Annotated in this window: 12 protein-coding genes and 2 pseudogenes; 7 read left to right on the top strand and 7 right to left on the bottom strand. The window is 68.3% G+C overall.

Annotated elements, in window-relative coordinates; genetic code table 11:
• Positions 1-26: 26 nt before the first annotated feature.
• A complete protein-coding gene (locus ABZ887_RS01810) occupies positions 27-620 on the bottom strand; it encodes a hypothetical protein (protein WP_361281787.1) in 594 nt (197 codons plus the stop codon).
• A 271-nt stretch (positions 621-891) separates the two neighbouring features.
• On the opposite strand from ABZ887_RS01810, the gene ABZ887_RS01805 reads away from it, so the two are divergent.
• The 4 genes from ABZ887_RS01805 (at position 892) to ABZ887_RS01790 (ending at position 4,869) form a co-directional block, all read left to right on the top strand.
• Complete coding sequence (locus ABZ887_RS01805; protein ID WP_361281784.1) at positions 892-1,977, top strand: sialidase family protein; 1,086 nt, start codon at positions 892-894, stop codon at positions 1,975-1,977.
• 117 nt (positions 1,978-2,094) lie between these two features.
• Positions 2,095-2,772 (top strand): uracil-DNA glycosylase, encoded by a 678-nt coding sequence (locus tag ABZ887_RS01800; protein WP_361281782.1) that lies wholly within the window; start codon positions 2,095-2,097, stop codon positions 2,770-2,772.
• 116 nt (positions 2,773-2,888) lie between these two features.
• Positions 2,889-3,803 (top strand): BadF/BadG/BcrA/BcrD ATPase family protein, encoded by a 915-nt coding sequence (locus tag ABZ887_RS01795; protein ID WP_361282420.1) that lies wholly within the window; start codon positions 2,889-2,891, stop codon positions 3,801-3,803.
• Between the two features lie 142 nt (positions 3,804-3,945).
• Entirely contained in the window at positions 3,946-4,869 is a 924-nt protein-coding gene (locus tag ABZ887_RS01790; RefSeq protein ID WP_361281779.1) for a hypothetical protein, read from the top strand.
• 193 nt (positions 4,870-5,062) lie between these two features.
• On the opposite strand, the gene ABZ887_RS01785 is transcribed toward ABZ887_RS01790, so the two are convergent.
• Both ABZ887_RS01785 and ABZ887_RS01780 read right to left on the bottom strand, forming a co-directional pair.
• The gene (locus tag ABZ887_RS01785; RefSeq protein WP_361281777.1) at positions 5,063-6,094 is read right to left on the bottom strand and encodes a lactonase family protein; all 1,032 of its coding nucleotides are present in this window, start codon (positions 6,092-6,094) and stop codon (positions 5,063-5,065) included.
• 150 nt (positions 6,095-6,244) lie between these two features.
• A pseudogene (locus ABZ887_RS01780) lies at positions 6,245-6,883 on the bottom strand (FUSC family protein); the annotation flags it as partial.
• A 453-nt stretch (positions 6,884-7,336) separates the two neighbouring features.
• Between ABZ887_RS01780 and ABZ887_RS01775 the strand changes: the two are divergent.
• Entirely contained in the window at positions 7,337-8,500 is a 1,164-nt protein-coding gene (locus tag ABZ887_RS01775) for a tyrosine-type recombinase/integrase (RefSeq protein WP_361281775.1), read from the top strand.
• Positions 8,501-8,548: 48 nt separating this feature from the next.
• On the opposite strand, the gene ABZ887_RS01770 is transcribed toward ABZ887_RS01775, so the two are convergent.
• Both ABZ887_RS01770 and ABZ887_RS01765 read right to left on the bottom strand, forming a co-directional pair.
• Entirely contained in the window at positions 8,549-10,048 is a 1,500-nt protein-coding gene (locus tag ABZ887_RS01770; RefSeq protein WP_361281772.1) for an FUSC family protein, read from the bottom strand.
• Between the two features lie 379 nt (positions 10,049-10,427).
• A pseudogene (locus tag ABZ887_RS01765) lies at positions 10,428-10,977 on the bottom strand (transposase); the annotation flags it as partial.
• A 142-nt stretch (positions 10,978-11,119) separates the two neighbouring features.
• Here ABZ887_RS01765 and ABZ887_RS01760 point away from each other — a divergent pair.
• Entirely contained in the window at positions 11,120-15,142 is a 4,023-nt protein-coding gene (locus tag ABZ887_RS01760) for a hypothetical protein (protein WP_361281769.1), read from the top strand.
• A 423-nt stretch (positions 15,143-15,565) separates the two neighbouring features.
• The gene (locus ABZ887_RS01755) at positions 15,566-16,255 is read left to right on the top strand and encodes a hypothetical protein (RefSeq protein ID WP_361281767.1); all 690 of its coding nucleotides are present in this window, start codon (positions 15,566-15,568) and stop codon (positions 16,253-16,255) included.
• Positions 16,256-16,458: 203 nt separating this feature from the next.
• Here the strand turns inward: ABZ887_RS01755 and ABZ887_RS01750 are convergent, their stop codons facing one another.
• Complete coding sequence (locus ABZ887_RS01750) at positions 16,459-17,274, bottom strand: hypothetical protein (protein ID WP_361281764.1); 816 nt, start codon at positions 17,272-17,274, stop codon at positions 16,459-16,461.
• A gap of 1 nt (position 17,275) precedes the next feature.
• On the bottom strand, positions 17,276-21,796 hold the full coding sequence (locus ABZ887_RS01745) for an AAA domain-containing protein (RefSeq protein WP_361281762.1): 4,521 nt from the start codon (positions 21,794-21,796) through the stop codon (positions 17,276-17,278).
• Between the last annotated feature and the right edge of the window lie 5 nt (positions 21,797-21,801).

The following is a 21,801-nucleotide window of genomic DNA, read 5'->3' as shown; positions in this document are numbered from 1 at the left end:
GTCCGCCGGGCCGCCGGGTGCGGGTGTCAGCCGGTCATCCGGCCCCACTGCGGTCCGAGCCGTGCCCATTCCGCGTCCCAGCGGTCCATCCGGCGCCGCTCCAGCCGGCCGCGCACGGCGAGGCCGAGGACGAACGGGACGGCGGCCGCGCTCAGCCCGACCAGGCCGCCGATCAGCGCGGAGCGGAAGTGGGCCTCCGCGGCGCCGGCCGGCCGGGTGACGAGGTTCCCCCGGGGGTCCGTCCACACGGTGACCGGGGTGCCGGCCTTGCTGCCGGCCGGGACCCGCGCCTGGCCGGTGTGCGCGGAGCCGTCGGCGACGGTCCACCCCACTCTCGCCCAGACCCGTTCCCCGGCGGAGGTGTCGGACTCCGGTGCCGCCGTTCCGGGGGCCCTCTCCATGACATGGGCGACGACCGGGTGCCATTCGACGCGTTCGCGGGCCAGGCCGTCCTCGAGCGACCGGGCCGACGCGAGCCCGGCGAGCACCCCGGCGAGCAGGGTGAGCAGCCAGGCGCCGAGCAGCACCCAGGCCTCCATCGTGTCGGCGCGGCGCTTCAGCGGGTTGCGCCGCCAGCGCCACAGCCAGACCTTCGGACCACGGAACGCCTTCAAAGGCATCCTCCTCACGCGCGCACGGACAGCCCGGACCGCCCTCCCATACGGGAGCGGCCGCCCCGTTGCTCACGGCGAACTCCGAGTCGACGGTCGCACGACCGGCCCCGCTCGCGCAGGCGTCCTCCGGGACACGTTCCGCCGACTTGTTCGACCGGCCGACACGACGTCTCCGACCTGCGACGCCGTGATCCCGGGGGTGACTGTCAGTGGCGGGGTGCAGACTGGCCGGTGTTTGAAAACAGGCGGTGACAAAGGCGTCATGGAGGTGGTCGGCATGACCGAGGTACTGCTCGCCGTGGGGACCCGCAAGGGTCTGTTCCTCGGGAGGCGGCGAGGCGGCGGCTGGGAGTTCGACGAGAGTCCCTGCTTCAACGCGCAGGCGATCTACTCGGTGGCCATCGACACCCGGGGCGAGCGGCCGCGGCTCCTGGCGGGCGGCGACAGCGCGCACTGGGGTCCTTCGGTGTTCCACTCCGACGACCTGGGTCGCACCTGGACCGAACCGGCCCGGCCCGCCGTGCGGTTCCCCAAGGACACCGGCGCCTCGCTGGAGCGGGTGTGGCAGCTGCACCCGGCCGCCGCCGAGCCGGACGTCGTCTACGCGGGCACCGAGCCGGCCGCGCTGTACCGGTCGGAGGACCGCGGGGAGAGCTTCGATCTGGTCCGGCCGCTGTGGGAGCACCCGACGCGCGACAGGTGGGTGCCGGGCGGCGGCGGCGAGGGCCTGCACACCGTCGTCACCGACCGGCGCGACCCCAAGGCGGTGACGGTCGCCGTCTCGACCGCCGGTGTCTTCCGCACCGGCGACGGCGGCGCCAGCTGGACACCGTCCAACTCCGGTGTCTCCGCGGTGTTCCTGCCGGACCCCGACCCGGAGTTCGGCCAGTGCGTGCACAAGATCGCCCAGGACGCGGTCAGTCCGGACCGGCTGTATCTGCAGAACCACTGGGGGGTGTACCGGAGCGACGACGCGGGGGCGCACTGGACCGACATCGGCGAGGGGCTGCCGTCCACGTTCGGTTTCGCGGCGGCCGCCCATCCGCACCGCGCCAGGACGGCCTACGTCTTCCCGATCAACGCGGACGCGGACCGGGTGCCCGCCCAGCACCGCTGCCGGGTCTTCCGCACGGCCGACGGGGGCCGGACCTGGGATCCGCTGTCGGCGGGGCTGCCGCCGGAGGACCACTACGGCACGGTGCTGCGCGACGCGCTCTGCACCGACGACGGGGATCCGGCCGGGGTGTACTTCGGCAACCGCAACGGCGAGGTGTTCGCCTCGGCCGACGACGGCGACAGCTGGCGCCAGTTGGCCGCCCATCTGCCGGACGTGCTGTGCGTGCGGGCGGCGGTCGTCGCCTGAGTCCGGGGCACTGGAAGGAGGGGGGTTTCTGTCATCCGTGTCGATGGTCAGGTCATCCCCGGTCGTCCCGTGACCTCGGCTTGATCACCGACCCGTGTACGGCAGTAGGGTGACGCCGTGGCACCACGACCCTTGCATGAAATCGTCGAACCGGGCTGGGCTGAGGCCCTGGAACCAGTCGCCGGGAGGATCGCCGCGATGGGCGACTTCCTGCGCGCGGAGATCGCCGCGGGGCGCACCTACCTCCCGGCGGGCCCGAACGTCCTGCGGGCCTTCCAACAGCCCTTCGACGACGTCCGCGTCCTGATCGTCGGCCAGGATCCGTACCCCACCCCGGGGCACGCGGTGGGGCTGTCGTTCTCGGTCGCGCCCGAGGTACGCCCGCTGCCGGGCAGCCTGATCAACATCTACCGGGAGCTCAACACCGACCTGGGCCTGCCCCAGCCGTCCAACGGCGACCTCACCCCCTGGACCCGGCAGGGCGTCCTGCTGCTCAACAGGGCGCTCACCACGGCCCCGCGCAGCCCGGCCGCGCACCGGGGCAAGGGCTGGGAGGAGGTCACCGAGCAGGCGATACGGACGCTGGCCGGCCGCGGCAAGCCGCTGGTGTCCATCCTGTGGGGCCGCGACGCCCGCAATCTGCGCCCCCTGCTCGGCCAGTTGCCTGCGGTGGAGTCCGCGCATCCCTCGCCCATGTCGGCGGACCGCGGCTTCTTCGGCTCCCGCCCGTTCAGCCGCGCCAACGACCTGCTGGTCCAGCAGGGGGGACAGCCGGTGGACTGGCGCCTGCCGTGACCGACGGGGGCGGCGCATCCCGGGACACGGAATTCGCCGCCGGGTGCGGCGCGGAGCCCGGCACGGGATACCTCGCCGTCGACTCCGGGGGCTCCGGGTTACGGGCGGTCGTCGGCGTGCCAGGACGTGAGCCGTCGGCGCCCCTGGTCTCCCGGGAACCGGTGCGGACGGGGGCCCGGGGCATCGACCCCGGGCATCTGCTGGAGCAACTCCTGCCCATGGCACGGGCGTCGGCCGACTCCTACGGGCTGGAGCGGGTGACGACGGCCGTCGTCGGCGCCGCCGGGCTGGCCAGTCTCGGCGACGCGCTGCGGGCCGAGCTGCCGGGTGCGCTGACCCGCGAGCTCGGTGTGCGCACGGTCGTACTGGCCGCCGACGCCGTGACCGCGTACGTCGGCGCCCTGGGGCCGCGCACGGGAGCGGTGGTCGCCGCCGGGACCGGGCTGATCGCGATCGGCACCGATCTCACCGGATGGCGGCGGGCGGACGGCTGGGGGCACCTGCTGGGCGACTGCGGCAGTGGCGCCTGGATCGGCCGGGCCGGCCTGGAGGCGGCGCTGCGCGCCCTCGACGGGCGGGACGGCGGCTCGGCGGCGCTGCGGGCCCGCGCCGAGGAGCGGTTCGGGGCGCTGCCCGGGCTGCCCGGGCAGCTCTATCCGCGCGCCGACCGGCCCGCCGTACTGGCCTCCTTCGCCCCGCACGTCGCGGAGTGCGCCATTGCGGGCGACCCGGTCGCGGCGGCGGTCCTGCGTGCCGCAGCCCGGCACATGGCCGAGTCGGCCGCCGCCGTCTGCCCCACGGCCGGTGAGCCCCGGGTCGCCCTCACCGGCGGCCTGGTCGAGCTGGGGGACCCGCTTCTCGTACCGCTGGCCGAGGAGTTGGCGCGGTCGCTTCCGCGGGCGCGGCAGGTGCCGGCGGCGGGCGATCCGCTGCACGGAGCGGTACGCGTGGCGAGTGACCTGGTCAGCGGGCGGCTCACTCTGCCGGGTGATGAGATGTTGTTCTCCGTGGTGCGCACAAAAAGGGATTGATCCCACCGGGACACGAAGTGTCCGACAGGTGAAGGGATCACCTCCGAATCATGCGTAACTCATCAGACAAAACCGGACGGATACCGCTCACCTGCACCCTCCCCGAACAAGGGAGCCCAGATAGCCAGTAACATGCGGCGCCATGAGCTCCCCCACTGGGCCCGCCGGCCTGCCAGTACGAATGCCGCGCCCCCGCCAGCCCGGACGGCACCGCCGCCCCGAGCCGCTGGTGGCTCCCGAGGACGCGCCCGCGCTCGTCCTCGCGGTGCCGGGTACGCCCAGCGCGGCCACGCGCGGCCTCGCCGAAGAGGTCGTGAGCATCGCCCGTTCCGAGCTGCCCGGCCTGGACGCCCGCATCGGGTACCTGGACGGGGACGACGCGGAGTTCCCCACCCTCCAGTCCGTGCTCGCCCGTGCCGCCGAGGAGCGCACCGCCCGTTACGAGCAGGCCGTCGCCGCCGGTGTCGAGGGCGTCAAGGCCCCCGACGGCCCGGTCGCGGTCGTCGTACCGCTGCTGGCCGGTCCGGACAGCGCGCTGCTGCGCCAGGTCCGCCAGGCGGTCATGGAGAGCCGGGTCGCCGCCGACCTGACCGACGTCCTCGGCCCGCACCCGCTGCTCGCCGAGGCGCTGCACGTGCGGCTCTCCGAGGCGGGTCTGGCCCGCGCCGACCGGGCCAGGCTGTTCACCGTGGCGACGGCCGCGGACGGCATCATCCTCGCGTCCGTGGGCGGCGACGAGGCCGTGCAGGCCGCCGGGATCACCGGCATGCTGCTCGCCGCGCGCCTGGCCGTGCCGGTGATGGCCGCCGCGCTGGACGAGGAGGGTTCGATCGCCTCCGTCGCGGAGCAGCTGCGGGGTTCGGGCTCGCAGCAGCTGGCGCTGGCGCCGTACCTGATAGGGCCGGAGATCGACGCGGCGCTGGTGGCCGCGGCGGCGGCGGAGGCCGGTTGCGCCACCGCCGACCCGCTGGGGCCGTACCCGGCGATCGGGAAGCTGGCGCTGGCCAAGTACACGACGGCGCTGGGGATCGCTCCGCAGCAGCCGCAGGGTGCGCCCGTGCGGTGACGCGCTTCGCGCATCGGCCGACGTGAGTCAAGGGCCCGTTCCTCGCGGGGAGCGGGTCCCATTGTGTCGGGGAGGCTGTGGTCCGTGCCCGGCCGCCGGCCGGTGGGGGCTGATCGCGCAGTTCCCCGCGCCCCTTACGGGGCGCTTCACCCGCCGCGGATCACCACAGCCCCGCGCCCCTGGCGGGGGCACTTCAGTCGAAGACGATGCAGGAAGGGGCCGGGATCTCCACCGTGCCGTCGTAGCGGGGCAGGCCCGTCCGCCGGTCGATCGTGAACCAGGTGATGTTGCCCGAGCGTTCGTTGGCGGCGTAGAGGAAGCCTTCCGACTCGGTGATCGCCCGGGGCCAGTGGCCGCCGCACGGGACCGTCGCCGTCAGGTGCAGCTGGTCCCCGTCGACCGCGAACGTGGTCAGGACGTCCTCGCCCCGGGTCGCCGTCCAGACGAAGCGGCCGTCGGGTGAGACGGCGATGCCCGACGGGTAGGCGTCGCCGGCCGGGGCGTCGGGCAGGACCGGGATCTCGGTCAGCGGCTTGAGGGTGCCGGTGCCGGCGTCCCAGCGGCAGACGGTCACGGTCGGGGTGAGTTCGTTGACGACGTAGGCGTACCGGCCACCGGGGTGGAAGGCCAGGTGCCGGGGGCCGGAGCCGGGGCGCAGGGCGAACTCCCGGTGGAGGGCGGGGACGCCGCCGTCCAGGGTGCAGACGCGGACCGAGTCGGTGCCCAGGTCGACGCTGACCGCCCAGCGGCCGCTGGGGTCGGGTTGCACCTGGTGGGCGTGCGGGCCGCGCTGGCGCCGCTCGTGCGGGCCCGAACCGGTGTGCCGGAGCTGTCCGGAGGGGGTGGGGGCGAGGGTGCCGTCGGGGCGGACGGGCACGGCGGTGACGCTGCCGGAGCCGTAGTTGGCGGTCAGGACATGACCGTCGAAGACGCTCAGGTGGGTGGGGCCGCTGGCGTCGACCGGGACCGGTGGCCCGGCGAGCCGCGGCTTGTCGTCGTGGACGTGGTACGCGGCCACCGCGCCGTCGGCGGTCTCGCTGACCGCGTACAGGGTGCGCCCGCCGGGTGCGAGGGCGAGATACGAGGGGTCGGGAACGCCGTCGACGCCCTCCAGGAGGGCCAGGGCTCCGCTGTCCGGACGGACCGCCGCCGTGACGACCCCGGGGCCGCCCGCGGCCGTGAACGACCCGATGAACGCCCTCCGCCGCCTGCCGCCGTCTGCCACCGCTGTCCCCTCTCGCCACGAACCCTACGAGCCCTACGAGCCGCCACGACCCGCTACGAGTCCGTACGAGGGAGTACGAGCCGTACGAGCCGGTCCGGGGCCGACGGTAGCAGCTTGCGGTCTAGACCAAGACGTGCGGGGCGGCGCGTCTCAGGCACCGACCAGGGGCGAGCCCGAGGGGGTGCGCAGCGGCTCGGCGAGTTCGGACAGGGCGCGCTCCAGGCCGTGCAGGTGGGCGAGGGCGGGTTCGGCGGGCGGCTCGGCGGGGGCGGTGATGTGCTCCGAGCCCCTGGTGAGCGCCTCGACGGCCGCCTCGACACGCCAGCAGGCGGCGGCCAGCCGGGCGTCGTGCGAGGCCTCCGGGTCGGCGGCGACCGTGACCAGGCCGCGGATCTCCCGGGCGCAGTCCTCCAGCAGGGCGAGGACGCGGCGGGCGCGGCGCTTGCGGCCGTGCATCGGGGTGAGCGGGTGCACGAGCGGGGCGACCGAGAGCCGTACCCGGCCGAGAAGCTGTTCCAGTTCGGCCACCCGGGGTGCCGGGTCGGCGGTGGCGGAGCCGGCGAGCCGGGCGGCGGCCTCGGCCGTGCAGGCGTGCACGCAGCCCAGGGCGCGCCGGATCCACGCGTCGGTGGTGAGGTGGGTGGTGACCGGCAGCACGAACAGCACGGCGAGTACGGCACCGAGGGCGCCCACCGCGGTCTCGGCCAGCCGCAGCCCCAGCAGGCCGGGGGTGAGGACGCCGAGGAGGCCGTAGAGCAGCCCGGCCAGGAAGGTCACCCAGAGCATCATTAATGCTTTGGTGCGGCGGTTCTCGCAGGTCAGGAGGCTGCCAACCGAGAGGGGGTCAGCAAAGAGTCAGCATCAGCATGTTGTGCGCCGATGGCAGGAGTCGTCGCCCCTGCGATCGCCGTTGAACGCCGGCGCGGCATCCGTGACGTAGCGAAGCCGTGGCGCATCTCGACGACCCCGTCCCCCCTGCTGACGGCTCGCCTCGCTGCGGTGACACACCGTCCGACAACCAGACCTGGGCTTTAAGCATCCTCGCCCGAGCCGACAGCTCGCATGGGCAGCATTCTGACCCGCACAAGCCTGTGTGCAGGCGACGGGTCCCGCATAGCACGCGATCCCCGGTTACGGAAATCGGGGATTCTCCGGACCATGACCACTGCCCGTGCACCAGCCCGATCGAGCTCAGCTCCTCCCCTTAAACCAAATTGACCACAATCCTGGAGAAACCAAGAATTGGCCACCAAGACCCTCACCCGCGGCATGGGCACCTTCTTCAAGGAATGCGAGCATCCCCCGAGCCGCTGGTCCAAGTGCCCTCACCCATACAAGATCAGGTACCGGGATGCCATAGGTCGGCAGCGCGAAGAGGCCGGCTACGCCACTCAGGACAAGGCCAAGGATCGACTCAACGAGATCTACCAGGCAAAGAAGGGGGCACTCAAGACTGGGAACACAGAAGCCCAGGAAATAGCCGAGATGCGGTTCGAGGACTACGCAGCTCGCTACATCTCGAATCGAAAGCGCGGCCTGGAGTCCAACACCATCGAGCACTACGAGCTTGGACTCAAGGCCCACATCAACCCGCATGTCGGGAGTCGCCGGGTCGGCACATTCACACCCGGAGTGATCGAGGACTGGCTCAACGGAATGGAGCTGAACAAAGTTGGCTTGGCCAGCCAGAAGAACGCATTCCTTGTCCTGAAACTCGTTATCGACGCGGCACGTCATCGCGGGGCAATCGCGCTGGACCCTTTCCTTGACATCGCCCGTCCGAACTACGTGCCAAATGAGGTGATCATTCCGACCTTCGAAGAGCTCAATGCCATTCGCGACGCAGCCGACGGCGACGATCTCCGTCTTGTCATTGAGCTCATGTCCGGATGCGGCCATCGCAACGGGGAGGCTTATGCCGCAAACATCAAGTCGATTGTGGCTGATGATGTCTATAGGATCAACGAGCAGATCCACAGCAATAAGGTACAGCCCGCACCACTGAAGCACCGCAAACGCGGAGAATTCCGCGAAGTACCGCTTCCAAGAAAGACGTGCGACTTTTTCTCGTATTTCACCGATACGTACGGTACCGACGAGAACGGATATCTTCTGGTCAAGGGAAATGGCTCGGGCAACCAGCACATGCAGCATTACTTCTACGGAAAACAGACCCTGCGGTGGCGATGGGACAGATGTCTCGAACGGGCGGATGTAGAGGGCAAGTACACGATGTACTCCCTCCGCCACTACTTCGCGTCGAACTGCCTTACCCATGGCATTCCCATCACTGATGTCGCCGAGTGGATGGGACACAAATCGATCGAGGTCACCTACCGGATCTACCGGCACCTGGTGCCGGGCTCCATCACGAGAGCTGCCAAGATCCTCAACGAGCGGCTATGAGCCGTCGGGCAGAGAGCGCCGGCCATAGGTCGACACTCTCCCTCCCATTCAGGAACGGACAAGTGGAGGGCGCTGAGACGACCCAAGCGGCATGGCCAGCTCCAATAGAGCCTTCTCCAAGCCGCGCAGATGTACGAGGGCCGACTCCGTCGCATCCTGCTTAGGCATCTCGCCGGCAACGGACGCCATTCGCCTGCGCCCCTGGTCCCCGGCAGTGAGCGCTTCCACCGCCACCTCGACGCGCCAGCAGGCAGCGGCCAGACGAGCGTCGTGCGACGCGACAGGATCGGCGGCAACGGACACCAGACCCCGCACTTCGCGTGCGCACTCATCGAGCAGCTCAATGGCCTGGCGGGCACGGGCTCTCCGTGCACGGAAGGGAGCCAAGGGGTGCATCAACGGGGCGAGGGCCATCCGTACGCGGCCGAGCAGCAGTTCCAGTTCGGCGGCGTACGGGGCAGGATCACCCTTCGGGTCTCCAGCAAGGCGAGCGGTCGCTTCAGCGGTGGCCGCGTGAACGCAGTGCAGTGCCCGCTGGATCCAGGCATCGTTCGTGGCGTGCGTGGTGACCGGCAGAACGAGGGCCACGGCCAGGGCGGCACACAACGCGCCCACACCGGTCTCTGCAAGACGGAGCCCGAGCAGGCTGGGGTTCAGCACACCCAGCAGCCCGTAGAGCAGGCTGGCCATAACCGTCACTGCCAGCATCATCCAGGAATACGAGACGGCGGCGGTATAGAAGATGCCGAAGACGCAGACGGCAACCAGGGCGGCCGTCAGCGCGGGCGCGCCATGCAGCGGGATGGCGACCAGCAGGCCTACGGCGATGCCGATCACAGTTCCGAGGACCCGACGGAAACCGCGGACCAGGGTTTCGCCGCGAGAAGCCGTGTTGACGAAGATCCACCAAGCAGTGCCGACGGCCCAGTACCAGCGCTCTTCGGAGAGCAGCTGCCCGACCAGAAGCGCGAGGGCCGAGGCCGCAGTGGCCTGGAAGGCCTGACGGGTGGTGGGCCGTGCCAACCCACTGCCCGGCAGGGCCGGCGGGGCTGCCGCGGGTGGGGTGTGACGCTCGATGGGCCAGAGCGCGAAGCGCGTGGCCCCGGCCGCGAAGAGGGCAAGGCCCACAGCGGTGTACAGCTCGGATAGCTGAGCGGGAACCGCGTGCAGGAACTGCGCGATGAAGAAGTTCATGAACGCGAAGATCCCGAGCGCGTGGCCGCGCGGGCCCCAGCGGCGGGCATAGACCCCACAGAAGACAACGGCCAACAATGCGGCGTCACGGGCCGGGGTGATGCCATGCAGTGTGGCGGCGATCCCAAGCACGGGGAATCCGGCGATGGGAAGCAGGGCGGTGGTGATCCGCTGGTCGCGGACGGTCGCATCGGTGACCGTGAAGAGAGCGAGCAGCGCCGCGAGCCCTCCGGTGATCGATGCGGTGAGCGATAGCCCGCACAGTTCGGAAACGGCGACGGCGGCGGCAACACCGATGACAGCGCGAGTCGCGTTACGCAGCCTCAAGCGCCCCGGGTCCGGAGCCACGAACATCCTCTTCACGGCGGTGCGCCGCCCCCCTTGCAGTGGTGCGCGTCCTGCCCACAGTCGTCCCAGGTGACGGACAACAAACAGGCACGGCGACGGCGCCGCGGTCCGGACCCGGCCTCGTCGCCGTCCGGCGCTACGCGGCGCCGCAAGTACATGGATTGGGACAAAGATAACCACCACCAACCCCACCGGCTCAACTGTTCCACTATTGACTGTGCCAATGGCACAGTCGATCAGCCTCATTGCCGACCGATGTGAAGCCAATGGATCAGCCTTCGCCGCAGGTCCTGGGCAGCACCTGGCCTACTCCACCGGACTCCGGAAGCCTCGGGTCACGCCAATGTCGAGCGCCCGCGGGATCAGGTCCCGCTGGGTGGTGTAGTCACGACAGCTGTTTCGATTTCGGTTGGGGCCTGATCTGGGGCTCGGGTGGGGTTGGCTGGGTGGTGAAGAGTTCGGTCATGGAGGCTTCGGAGAGGTAGGGGCGGTCGAAGGCCTGCCGTTCGTCGTGGAGTTCGGCCAGGACGGCCGCGGCAGGCCGGTCCAGGGCTGCGGGGTGGGTGAAGACCTGGACGGCGTCGGCCCGCCGGTTGATCTCCCGGTTCAGCCGTTCCAGCGGGTCCGTGGACCAGAGCTTCTTCCAGTCCGCCGACGGGAGGTCCGCGAAGGCTGCGATGTAGGTAGATGGCGCCGAAGTTGGCCGCGACCATCTCTCCAGAACCTTTTTCGATCACGGCGAAGACGTCCCGGACGACGTGAACACGGCAGCGCTGCCAGGCCGCGCCGAGGAAGACCGTGCGAATCGCTGCCACGAGTCCGCTGTGGCTGTCGGAGATGACCAGCTGGGCCTTCTCCAAGCCGCGGGCCCGTAACGAGCGCAGGAACTTCGTCCAGAAAGGCTTCGACTCGCTGTCACCGACCATCACACCGAGCGCGACCCCAGCCGCCGCAGGTGGCGCAACCAGCAGACTGCCTCGCATGCGGCGGGAGCCTGGCGGCTGCTCTCGCGCCTTGGCCATGAGCCTGTCTGGACAGATCGACTCCACTGTCCCACCAGGCTGCCATGCTTGCAGGATGGCCAGTAAGAATCGGGGGCGCCGAGAGCGACCCGTCGCGCCAGTGCGACAAGGCGATCCGAACAGAGAACCCGCAGAAGCCCTGTGGACGAAGACACGCTCTGGGGCGCGGGCCGGTCGCGGATTTCACTACCAGGATGCCGTCGGAGCATGGCTGTGCGGCCAGGTCCTATCCGGCCGGCTCGTCATCGATGCCATCATCCCCGAAGGGTTTGAGGACCTCTCATGCGCGGGGCCGACATCCTGGCATTGCCAAGTAAAATCCCGTCAGGAACGGGTCGGCGATTTCACTGCTGCTGACGTGGCCGGGCATCTCGTCTCCATGGCCAAGGCGCATGCGAAGTGGGAAGCCGCGGGAGTGACCGACCGCGCGATCCTCATTCTCGAACGGACAGTGGCAGGAGAGCTGTTCACCGACTGGGATCGTCCGTTGAGTGCTCTCCCTACAGATCATCCTGTTCTGCGGGAATTCGACACGAAGGCTGCAAAGGCCGGTCTGAACAGGGTTGAGATCGACGCCTGGTGCAGGGTTGTCAGCCTCTACGTGCTGCCATGGGGTGCCGCCGCAGAGGAAACCCGGACCGCGGTGGCACAGCGCTTCGGGCTGCTTCCTGCGGCTGCTGAACCTATTGTGCTGGCCCTACGCGATGAGGTGGCGGGCCAAGCCGATGCCAACGCAGAGGCACGTCTGGGTGAGAAGGCCGAGCTCAGCCGTACAAGCATCGAGCGCATCGCCCAGGAGGTTGTGGAAACGATCGATCGCGAGTCTCTGGAAGAAGCACTGTCCTCAGGTGCCTGCGAGCCCGTGGACTTCGACCGACCGCTTCTGCCAACCAACTTCTATGAAGGTATCGACGTGCAGCCCGGCCACATCGCGGCTGGCCTGCCCGCACCCAGGCAGGCTCTGACCAGCCAGGTGGCAACGGCGATCGGCCGCGAGGAGAGCATCCTCATCGTCGGTCCGTCAGGAGTGGGCAAGTCGACGGTCATGTGGACGGCCGCCTACGTGACCAGGCATGTGCTCTGGTATCGGATCAGGCGCCTCCGTGACGGGGACATCGCCTCGTTGGTACGGCTGGCAAGGGCGTTGAAGCCCTCGACGCGCTCGCCGGTCGGCTTCGTGGTGGACGGCATCGGGATCGGCTCGGCTGAGGCTTGGGACGCGCTTCAACTTGAACTGGCCCCGATTCCCGGCGTCCTGCTGTTGGGTTCGGTGCGCAGTGAGGACTTGTTGCCGCTGCGGAGCCGGACCAGGTGTACGCAGATCACAGTGACACTCGACGAGGACGTCGCGAAGGAGATCCACACCGGGCTGACCGCGTCCGGTGCCACGACAACACCGCACTGGCGGGAGGCATACCAGGCAGCCGACGGTCTGACTCTGGAGTTCACCCACCTTCTCACCAAAGGACGGCGGCTCTCGGATGTTCTCTCGGAGCAGGTCGACCGGCGAGTGGTCGAAGGGCGCCAGATAGAGCTCGACATTCTGGCCAGGATCTCGGTGGCCCATCGATGGGGCGCTGATCTGCCGGTCCGGGTGCTCCAGCAACAACTCGGAGTCCAGGACTCGGAACTCCGCGCTGCGCTCTCGCGTCTGATCCACGAGCACCTTGTCCAGGAGCGGTTGGGTCATCTGTCGGGTCTCCATCAGCTGCGCTCAGGCAGATTGGCGGATGCCGTGCACGCAGTGCCGCCGCCTGTACTGGACGAGACCGTGATCGCGGTCATGCGGATGCTGGCAGACGAACAGCTCCAGCCGTTCGTAGCCGGCGTCCTCACGGAGTGCCCCGACCTCGACTCCGTCGTACTGGACCAGATAGTCGTGGAACTCGGGCAAAGGCACGGAACAACCGCGGTCACCGGCGTCCTCCAAGCCCTCCGGCTGGTCGATTTCACCCGTTGCGCCACCGAATGGAAGCGGATCCTCGACCGGCATCAAGTATCCCTCGCACACCGTCGAACCCTTCTGCAGCTCGCGCTGCTCGACGGGGATCCACTGCCCGACCTGCAACCCGAGATCGCCGCGGCCGCGGCCGAGATCCGGGCGTACCGTCCGCTGCACTCACCGCTGCGCGACACCCTGGCGGAACGGCTCGGGACCGCCCAGTTGGCCCATCACCTCGCACAGTGCGCGGAACCAGCCGAGGCACAGAGGGTCCTAGCCGTGCTGGCCGGATCAGAACTGGATCTCACGAACTGGACTCCGATCCTCGCGGACTCAGCCTTCGGCCGACTGCTAACCGGTTCATCGATTGAGTCGCTGGGGGACCTTCTCACAGCGGCGCGAGCCGTGTCGTTGGATCTGGCGAACAGCCTGCTGGAAGTCGTGGGCGGAGAGGATGCTGTTCTGACGAGACTGAGAGCCCACTTTCCGTGGTTGTACGAGGTATCCGTCGTAGAGCGGGAAGGCCGACAGGTTGCGTACGCCCGTCTTCTGCACGTGTCCGATCGGGCTCAGCCGGAGGCGGAACAAGCGATCCGGACCTTCGGGCGGATCCTGCTGCGCTGCCTCCCCCACTGCGAGAGCGTGGACGTTCAGAGTGTTCTGCCCGGTGGCATTCCCCAAACATTCGGTGACTTCACAGCTGGGATCAGCCGTCTGAAACGTCAGTACGATCGCTCACCCACCCAGGTGGCATGGACTCGCGCGCAGAGCCTGATCGCCACCACCCTGGCCGGCACCACCGACCGGACCAGCAGGACCGCTGCGGCAAGCGCCCTGCTCCCCGAGCTGTACAAGTACTTGATTGATCTGACGCGAGTCTGGCTCACCGGACGCAGCCAGCCCCGGGACGTCGCCATGCTCAAGACGGTGCAGGCCGACCTGTATAAGCAGGCCACCGCGCTGACACTGCCCATGGACAGTACCCACCTGTCCTCGCTGCCTGCCGATGATGCAGTCGCGGGTGGCGGAGCGGACCACTTGCAATCGCTCGCACACGGGATCGCGGACAATCTGACACGACGGATCGTCGATCCCGAGGAGTACAGATCACTCGCCGGGTACGTCCGAGACTCGCTGAGGAATAGCGCGTTGGGCGTGCGGGACCAGGAACAATGGCACCTCGTCGACCTAGAACCGCCAGCTGTCCTGGACCAGTTGACGAAGGCTCTCAGCGACCTTCACGCCGTTCTCGCTGAGCTTACGTGGGGCACCCTCGGCCTACAGGCCATCAGGACTGCGGCACGATCAGGGCCGTCCGGCCTCGCTCTCGCCCGAGCTGCGGACGTTGCCCGCACCGCCGCCGACGCCAGAGCGCCCGCCACACAGCAACAGCTCCAAGCCGACGCCGAGGCCGAGGGACTCTCCGTTCAGATCTTCACCCGCCCTCCCGCCGATCCGAACGCGATGGAATGGCCAGCTGTTGAGTCGGCCGTGGGCGTGTACCTCGATGACGTCATCGGATGGTCAGCGGCAGTGGACGAACTAAGCGCCTTGATGCACCACGATTATGTGTCGCAGGGCTACCGGGGACCCGTCCTCCTCATGCCCCTCATCGACGGCAGACCGGTCCGCCTCCTGACCCAGCAGCTCCAGACCACATTGTGGCCGGGAGTCGACCTCTTCGACACCTGGAGTGCGGCCCTCCCTGAGGCCCACCCGACTCCGCTCACCAACGCAGTCATCGACGCCCATCAGGCTCTCCAATGCCTCTCTGGTCTGGCGCACCTGGCGACCTTGCGGGATATCGCTCCACTGCACCAGAGCGTCGCCGACGAAGCCGCGACGCGATTCCAGGAGATACATTGCATCATCACGGAACTCCGTCCCGGAGACCTGGTCATCAGTAAGGTCGTGGACTTCCTCGGCACCCTGGCCCTCCGGGTGCAGAGCGAAATCGACACGGGCACAGCGGCCCGAGACCCCGGTGTACCGAATCTCGCCGTCGCCATTGCCGAAGGCGCCACCGGCCAACCAACCGACGACTACCAGGAGATGGAATCCCTGATCATGGTCGCCCTACAGTGGGACCTCTCCCCCGAACGCGCGGCACAGCTCCTGACCGCAGCCGATGACTGAGGCACCGGTCTCGGCAGACGAGAACACACACCCTTCTCTGCCGCGGAGTCCGATCTTCATCGAGGCGAGGCAGTGAACAGCCCGGTATGGACGAACCAGTACGCGGGCCGCTGTGCCCGGTGCGGCTCAGACGTTCCGGCGGAGGCCGGGGTTCTGCTCCGAAGCGTGTGGGGTGGCTGGGTCACCTACCACCCGTCTCACGCCCCGCCTCCCGACCCGGACGGCACCACGTCGGACCCGTCCGCGCTGCGCCCCAATCAGAGAGACGGGGAGTGCGAGACCTGTGGCACGGTCGTTCCGGCTGGACTGGGGGTGCTCGTGAACACCGGCTTCGGCGGATGGGACGTCTACCACCGCGAACACGTCCGTGAGCCTGCTCCACCACCACGCCGACACCATGCGGGCTGGCACCGACGCCGCCTCATGGCCCTGGACATCGCAACCACCGGCAACCGTTACGGTGTCGACCGCATTCTCGGCGCAGCGGTGCACACCACTGACGGAACAAATCGGTTCTGGCTCATCGATCCTGGCCCCGGCCCGATGTCCGTCATGTACCGCAAGAAGCACGGCATTTCAGTGGAGCACGCCCGTACCCACGGAACGCCTGCCATCCAGGCTCTGGAGGAATTGACCACCGTGCTAGTGGAGCAGTTGGCAACCAAGGAACCCCTGGTGGTCTGGTACGCCCAGTTCGTGCTGACCACGTTGGAGAGTGAGCTACTCCGGCACGGACTCACGCCGCTGTCCGATCGGTTGGCCAACGGCATATCACCGATCTGCGACCCGCTCGTCCTAGACCGGCATGCCGAGCCCTTCCGGTCCGGCGGACGCGCCCTGGAAACGGTCGCAGAGTGGTACGGCATCCCCCATGAACGCCCCGGTGATCCCTCCTGCGACGCCGAGACCACTCTCGTCCTCGCGCAGGTCATCGCGGCTTGCCACCCCTCCGTAGGCCGCTTGTCCCGTCCTGCGCTCCACCGGGAACAGGTCCGCTGGTACGAGCAGTATGCGCAAGAGGCCGAGGCTCGACGTCCTAACAGGGACAGGGATCGGGGCTGGCCTTTGGAGACGGTCCAGGTGCTGGACTGGAAGGAGCACGATCCCCGCTAACGCAGGACATCCGTTGCTGACGTCTACTCCGGCTTCCTGCGCCATGCGAAAGCCACGGCAACACAATACGAGTGACGCCCTCCAAATTTTGCGATCAGTCTGCGCCCGCTATCGATGAGGTGAGCCTCAGCAGCGCGACGTTGACGGGTGTAGGGAAGGAGCTGTCGCACGCCAGTCAGACCCGTCAACGCCGCTACCGACGCTTACTGAGGGTTGCTTGCCGCCAGGTCATTGAGCACGGCGTTGACCGTGGACCAGCAGAGGTCAGCTGTGTCGAAGTCTGCGCTGTGTTTGGCTCGTTTCTCCGCGAGCGGGTGGACCAGATTGCGGTAGGTCCGTAGCAGGTCCGAGGCCATTTTTGCGTCTTGGTCGATCCACTGGTTGGTGTGGGCGTGCTGAATGAGGTCCTGCAGCCGGGTGTCGCGGGCGGGCCGGGTCAGCGGCACGGTCGCGCTTCTGACGTCGGCGGCGTGGACGAGGACGCCTTCAAGGAGGCTCCCGAGCATGATGACGGCGGAGGTGTAGGCGCCGTGTTCTTGGCAGATGCGGGCTTCGTCGAGGCGTAGCTGAACGGCGCGGGCCAGCTCGGGGTCGGAGACGATGTCGGTGATGGCCACCTTCAGCTCTACGCGCTGCGGGCGAGGGGGTTCGTCGGGGTCGTACTCGATGAGGAACGGCTGCCCTTTGCGGTACTCGATGCGGCGGTTTTCGAGAGCGAGGACTTCCTGGAGGCGCTGGATGACGGCGTCGTAGTCGGCTGGTTGTTGTTGGTATTCCCGTCGGTTGGCCAGACGCAGGATGACGCGCTCGGTGTCTCCTGCCTGGTCTTCCTGCCGTTCACACAGGATGGTGTGGACCCAGCGGTGGCGAGGGCTTCCGTCGTGTTCAGGGACGTCCTCCCAGCCGGCCCGGCGAAGGAAGGGAGCAAGTTCCCAGCCCGCTCGGCGTTTCATACCCGGCTCGTCACCGCAGACCATGGCGGCGAGTTCTTCGAGGGTGCTGTCGTCGTAGTTGTCCATGTCAGTGTCCCTCGCTGTCTTCGTCCGGCTCGCCGTCGTAGGGATCCGCGTCTTCGTCGGGTTCGGCCTCGGCCAGGCCGACCGGAGTCCAGGGCATGTCCGTCAGCGCGTCATCGATGGACGGCTCGCGGACCGTGCGGGGATGGATACCCAGCTCGGTAAGGCGTTCCCACAGAGGTTCCAAGGCCTCGTCGGGTGAGAGGGCGAAGGCACTGCTGCGTATGCGCCAGAACGTCCAGCCAGCGCGGCGAAGCTCCCGCTCGCGCTCGGCGTCGTCTTGGATCTGCTTCGGGGTGGAGTGGTAGGGGCTTCCGTCGCACTCCACTGCGAGGCGACCGTGGTCTCCCGTGACGACGAGGTCGATGCGTTTTCCGTTGACTTCCCACTGGGGCACGACGTCGTAGCCGCGTTCCTTGATGCGCAGGAAGACCCGCTGCTCGAAGAGTGAGTCGAAGGGCGCGCAGTGTCGGTCTGGGCTGACGTTGACGGGCTGGTGGGGGTGTGTGTAGGGCGGGGGCGGGCTGACCATGTAGGTGAGCAGGGAGCGGCGCAGGTCCTTGCTGCTGAGCTGGTCGGCGGTCATGGAATGGAAGAGCCACATCTGGTCGCGGGCGCGGCTGGCCGCCACGTTGAAGCGTCGTTCGTGGTTCCGGCCGGTCGCGGCGATGGCGTTAGCTCCGTCGACGACCATCGACAGGAGGATGACGTCGCGCTGGTCTCCCTGGAACTGTTCGGGTGTGCCGACCCGGATGCTGTGGCGTTCGCGGGCCGATACGTCGATGCGCTGGTCGACGAGGTTCTGCACCAGGCGGGTCTGGTCGCCGTGGCGCAGGATGATCACGCCGATGCTGCGGTCGGCGTAGGCAGGGTCCTGGGTGAGGCGGTGCAGTTCGTTGACAACGGCCTCAGCCTCGGGCCGGTTGATGAGTTTGTCCCGGCGTCCTTCACAGTGCCCTTCGGGCACGTGGACGACCTTCAGCGGAGGGAGGCGGTCGGAGCCGTGCTGGCGCAGCAGGACCAGCTGGTTGTCGGGATAGAACTGCATGGAGGACCATTTGATGATCTCCGGCATACACCGGAAGTGCTCGGTGAGACGGATGACTTCGGTGAAGCGGGACTGCAGCAAGTCGTACAGGTTGGACTTCGGGTCGAAGCCTTCGCGCTGCCAAGGTTCAAGGCCGGCCATGCGCTCGTCGAAGATCTGGGTGATCCGGTCATGCTTGCTGCCACTGTAGAACGGGGCGCACTGCCGGTCGTCGCCGACGACGATGATGCGGGGTGCGAGCCAGAGCAACAGCAGGCCTTCCAGGCCCACTTGGCTTGCTTCATCGACGATGACGACGTCGAAGGAGTCCGGCTCTGGACTGATCGTTTCCGCTACCTGGTTCAGCGGCATGATCCACGCCGGTACCGAGCCTTGCGCAGTCTGCATGGCTGAGCGCGCGTGACGCTGGTGGCGTTTGCCGTATTCGGTGGTCCCCTGGCCCGCGTTGGCCACGGCGCTGGCGTACGCAGCCAGGGCCTGCTTGTGCTTGGTGGTCATGCGGCTGACGCAATGAAGTGCTGCGCGGTCACAGACCAGCTGTTCCACGAGATCGTGCAGCCGGGTCTGGATCTGGGTCAGTTCGCCTTCGAGCTGCTCTTCGCGTCCTGGTAGCAGGTGGGTGTCGAGGAAGTCCTGCGCCTGCCGCCATGCCCAGGCCTGGGGCAGCGCGGCGAACCGGGAGCGCCAGTGCGGGGCGAGGGGGTCGCCGGCCAGGTCCTTGGCGAGTTCGGGGTGGGCCTCGGCAAGGCACTCGAAGAGTTTCCCGGTCTCGCGCCGGTCTGCCTCACGCTGGTATGCCGCAGCCAGTGCGTCGACCGCCTGCGCGTAGGCCTGCGCATCGCGGGCCGCTGCGGCCTCCGCCGCGCGCTGCAGTTCATCGACGCCATGCGGGTGGGGCGGCGGAAGTCTCTTGAGGAGTTCTTCGAAGCGTTGTGTTGCGGTCCTGATGTGCAGGAGTTGGCGGGCCTGGGCCGTGGCCTGGCGGATGTCGCGCCACTGTTCGGCGGTGGTGACCGGTGTCTGGATTCCGTCGGCCAGCAGGGTTGCGTGGACCTGGCGGATGACCTCCACGCAGGTGTCGATGGCTTGCAGGATGACGGCCCTGTCCAGGAGCTCGGACGTCATCAATTCGGGGGTGTCCTGTCCCACGGCCGATCCGACGCCGGTCCATCGGCCGCGCAGGGTGCGGGCGTGGGCGCGCATCTCCAGTTGCCGTACAACCGCGGTGATGTGCTCTCGGCCGGCTGGCGCCATGCCGTCCACCCGGCACTGTTCGAGGAGGAATCGGGCTTGCTTAACGACGGCCGGCCGGGGCCATCGCGTGTTCAGTCTGCCGCTGCGCAGGACGTGTTGCTCCAGATTGCGGCCCGAGATCAGGAGTTCCTTCTCCTCGCTCTCGGACAGGCGGGGGATCTCTACTTCCGGGAAGGAGGCGGCGGCTATCTCGTCGTGGGTCTGCTGGGCACGCTGTGAGGCGTTTCGTATGCTGTCCCACAGTTGCTGCCATCGCTGGGCGATACCGTCCTGCAGCGCACGCGTGGACCAGACATCCGCCTGCCAGGATGTGGGGTCCGCGGACAGCCCTACCCTCTGCAGGGCCTGCTGAGCTCGGTCTAGGAGCGCTTCCAGCACCATGAGCCGCGCGTCACCGTGGTCCGCCAGTTCCTGCGCCAGCGGTGTGACCGGCTCGCGGCCGACGGCCTCCTCGGCTCCTTGAAGTTCCGTGATTCGGCGGGAAACCTCCATCGGGTCCGGCAGCGTGGCCGGGTCCGGGCAGTACTGGATGCGGGCATCGAGGATTCCGGGACCATGCTGGGTGACGAGCAGCCACAGTCGCTCAGCTTCTTCCGTGGTCAGGGGCGGGACCTGTGGGGCCTGGGCATCCAGGGGCGGTAGCCACTGATATTCGGCTGCGCCGTCTTCCACGGCCTGCACGATGTCGTCGAGCCGCCCTCGGTAGCCCGGCGCGATCTCGGGGTGCTCGTACCACTCGACTTCACGGACCTGACGCAGGCGGTCTTGGAGTTTGGCCTGTTCCGCCATGAGCTGGTGCCGCTGCGTCTGCTGGTCGTCAATGCGCTGTTGGAGTCGATCGAGGTTCGTTGTCGCGTTCAGGTGCGCCAATGCTCCCAGCGACTGGCTCAGATCGGAGTTGCCGCCCTGCCACTGATCGCCTTGGATCACGCACATGCTGCGCAGCTTGGACGGCAGTTGGTCGCGCAGCACGTTCAGAGCCTGACTCTTCGCGCTGGTGACCAGGACTCGCTTGCCGTCCGCGAGGAGCGCGGCGATCAGATTGCTGATGGTGTGCGTCTTGCCGGTGCCCGGCGGGCCCTGGACCACGACACTGGTGTCGCGCTGCAGCCGCTCCAGGACATCGCGTTGGGCAGCGTTGGTGATCATCGGGAACAGCGGATCAGGTCCCAGCGCCGGCGGCACGGATCCACTTCTGCTCCCCCAGGCCGTCCGATGCTCCGGTTCAAGGTCATACAGCAACTGCGCCAGCCCCAGAGGAGCCTGTGCTCCGGGACGCTTCAGTGCCCGGGCGATGCTCTCGTAGAAGCCAAGGACGGAGCGCTGGCTGTGTTCGCGCAGGATGAGTGCGGGCGCGAGATGCAGTGACCGCAACTGAGGTTCAGCGGTGAGGTCGGGGGGCTGGCCGACGGCTGGGGCGAACGGAAGCACACGGTCGACTCCGAAAGCCCGCTGCGCCCACGAGCGCACGGCCTGAGCCGCCCGGTCCGAGAGCGGGTGGAAGGGGACGTCTTCGACAGCGGACCGTACGACCCCCAGCAGCTCCGACGTGTAGCCGTCGGACTCGCTGAGGAAGTCGGTGTCTTCCAGACGGCCGGGGTGCTCGGGCACCAGAGAAACGGTCACGTTGATCGATGCCGGTTCAACTGTGAGGGTCACCGGTGTTGTCACAATGTGCCTGCGGACCCGGGCCGAGGGACGAGCGGCTCCGAGTTGCAAGAGACCTACGGCCAGGACTACTTCGAAGGTGTCGCTGTCCTGCTCGATCTTCTTGGCCATCCGGTACAGCTGCCGGTGCAGCCGCCGCTGCGGCTCGGCCGCCAGCTCTTCCTGCGACCATCGCATCCACTTGCCGGCCCACGTCTCGTACGCCTTGCGCTCTTCGGAGCTGCCGCTCTCCAGTGCCGGCTGGTTCTCCTCCACAACCGCCTGCTCGCCGGCTATTTGAGGGTCATTCGGTGTTTTCTCGATCAGGCCGGGAGGTTGCGGTCCAGGGGTGGCGGCGGCTTCGGCGGACACCCTGCCGTGGAGAATGGCCGGCAGCCGCGGTGCCTCTTGGGGCGGACGGTGCTTGACCACCATGATGCGAGGATCAGCGTCCGCAGCATGGCGCACGATCCCATCGGGAGCGTCCGCGAGCCACACCGTTTCGGGGTACTTGGCACAGTCGCGGATGGTCTTGGAGATGGCGCCCCGCACCAGCTCCTGCAGACAGTCGATCAAGACGC

Source organism: Streptomyces sp. NPDC047061 (assembly GCF_040643955.1).
Taxonomy (GTDB): Bacteria; Actinomycetota; Actinomycetes; order Streptomycetales; family Streptomycetaceae; genus Streptomyces.
The sequence above is the reverse complement of the archived record's forward strand: the minus strand, read 5'-3'. Positions and strand labels throughout refer to the sequence as shown.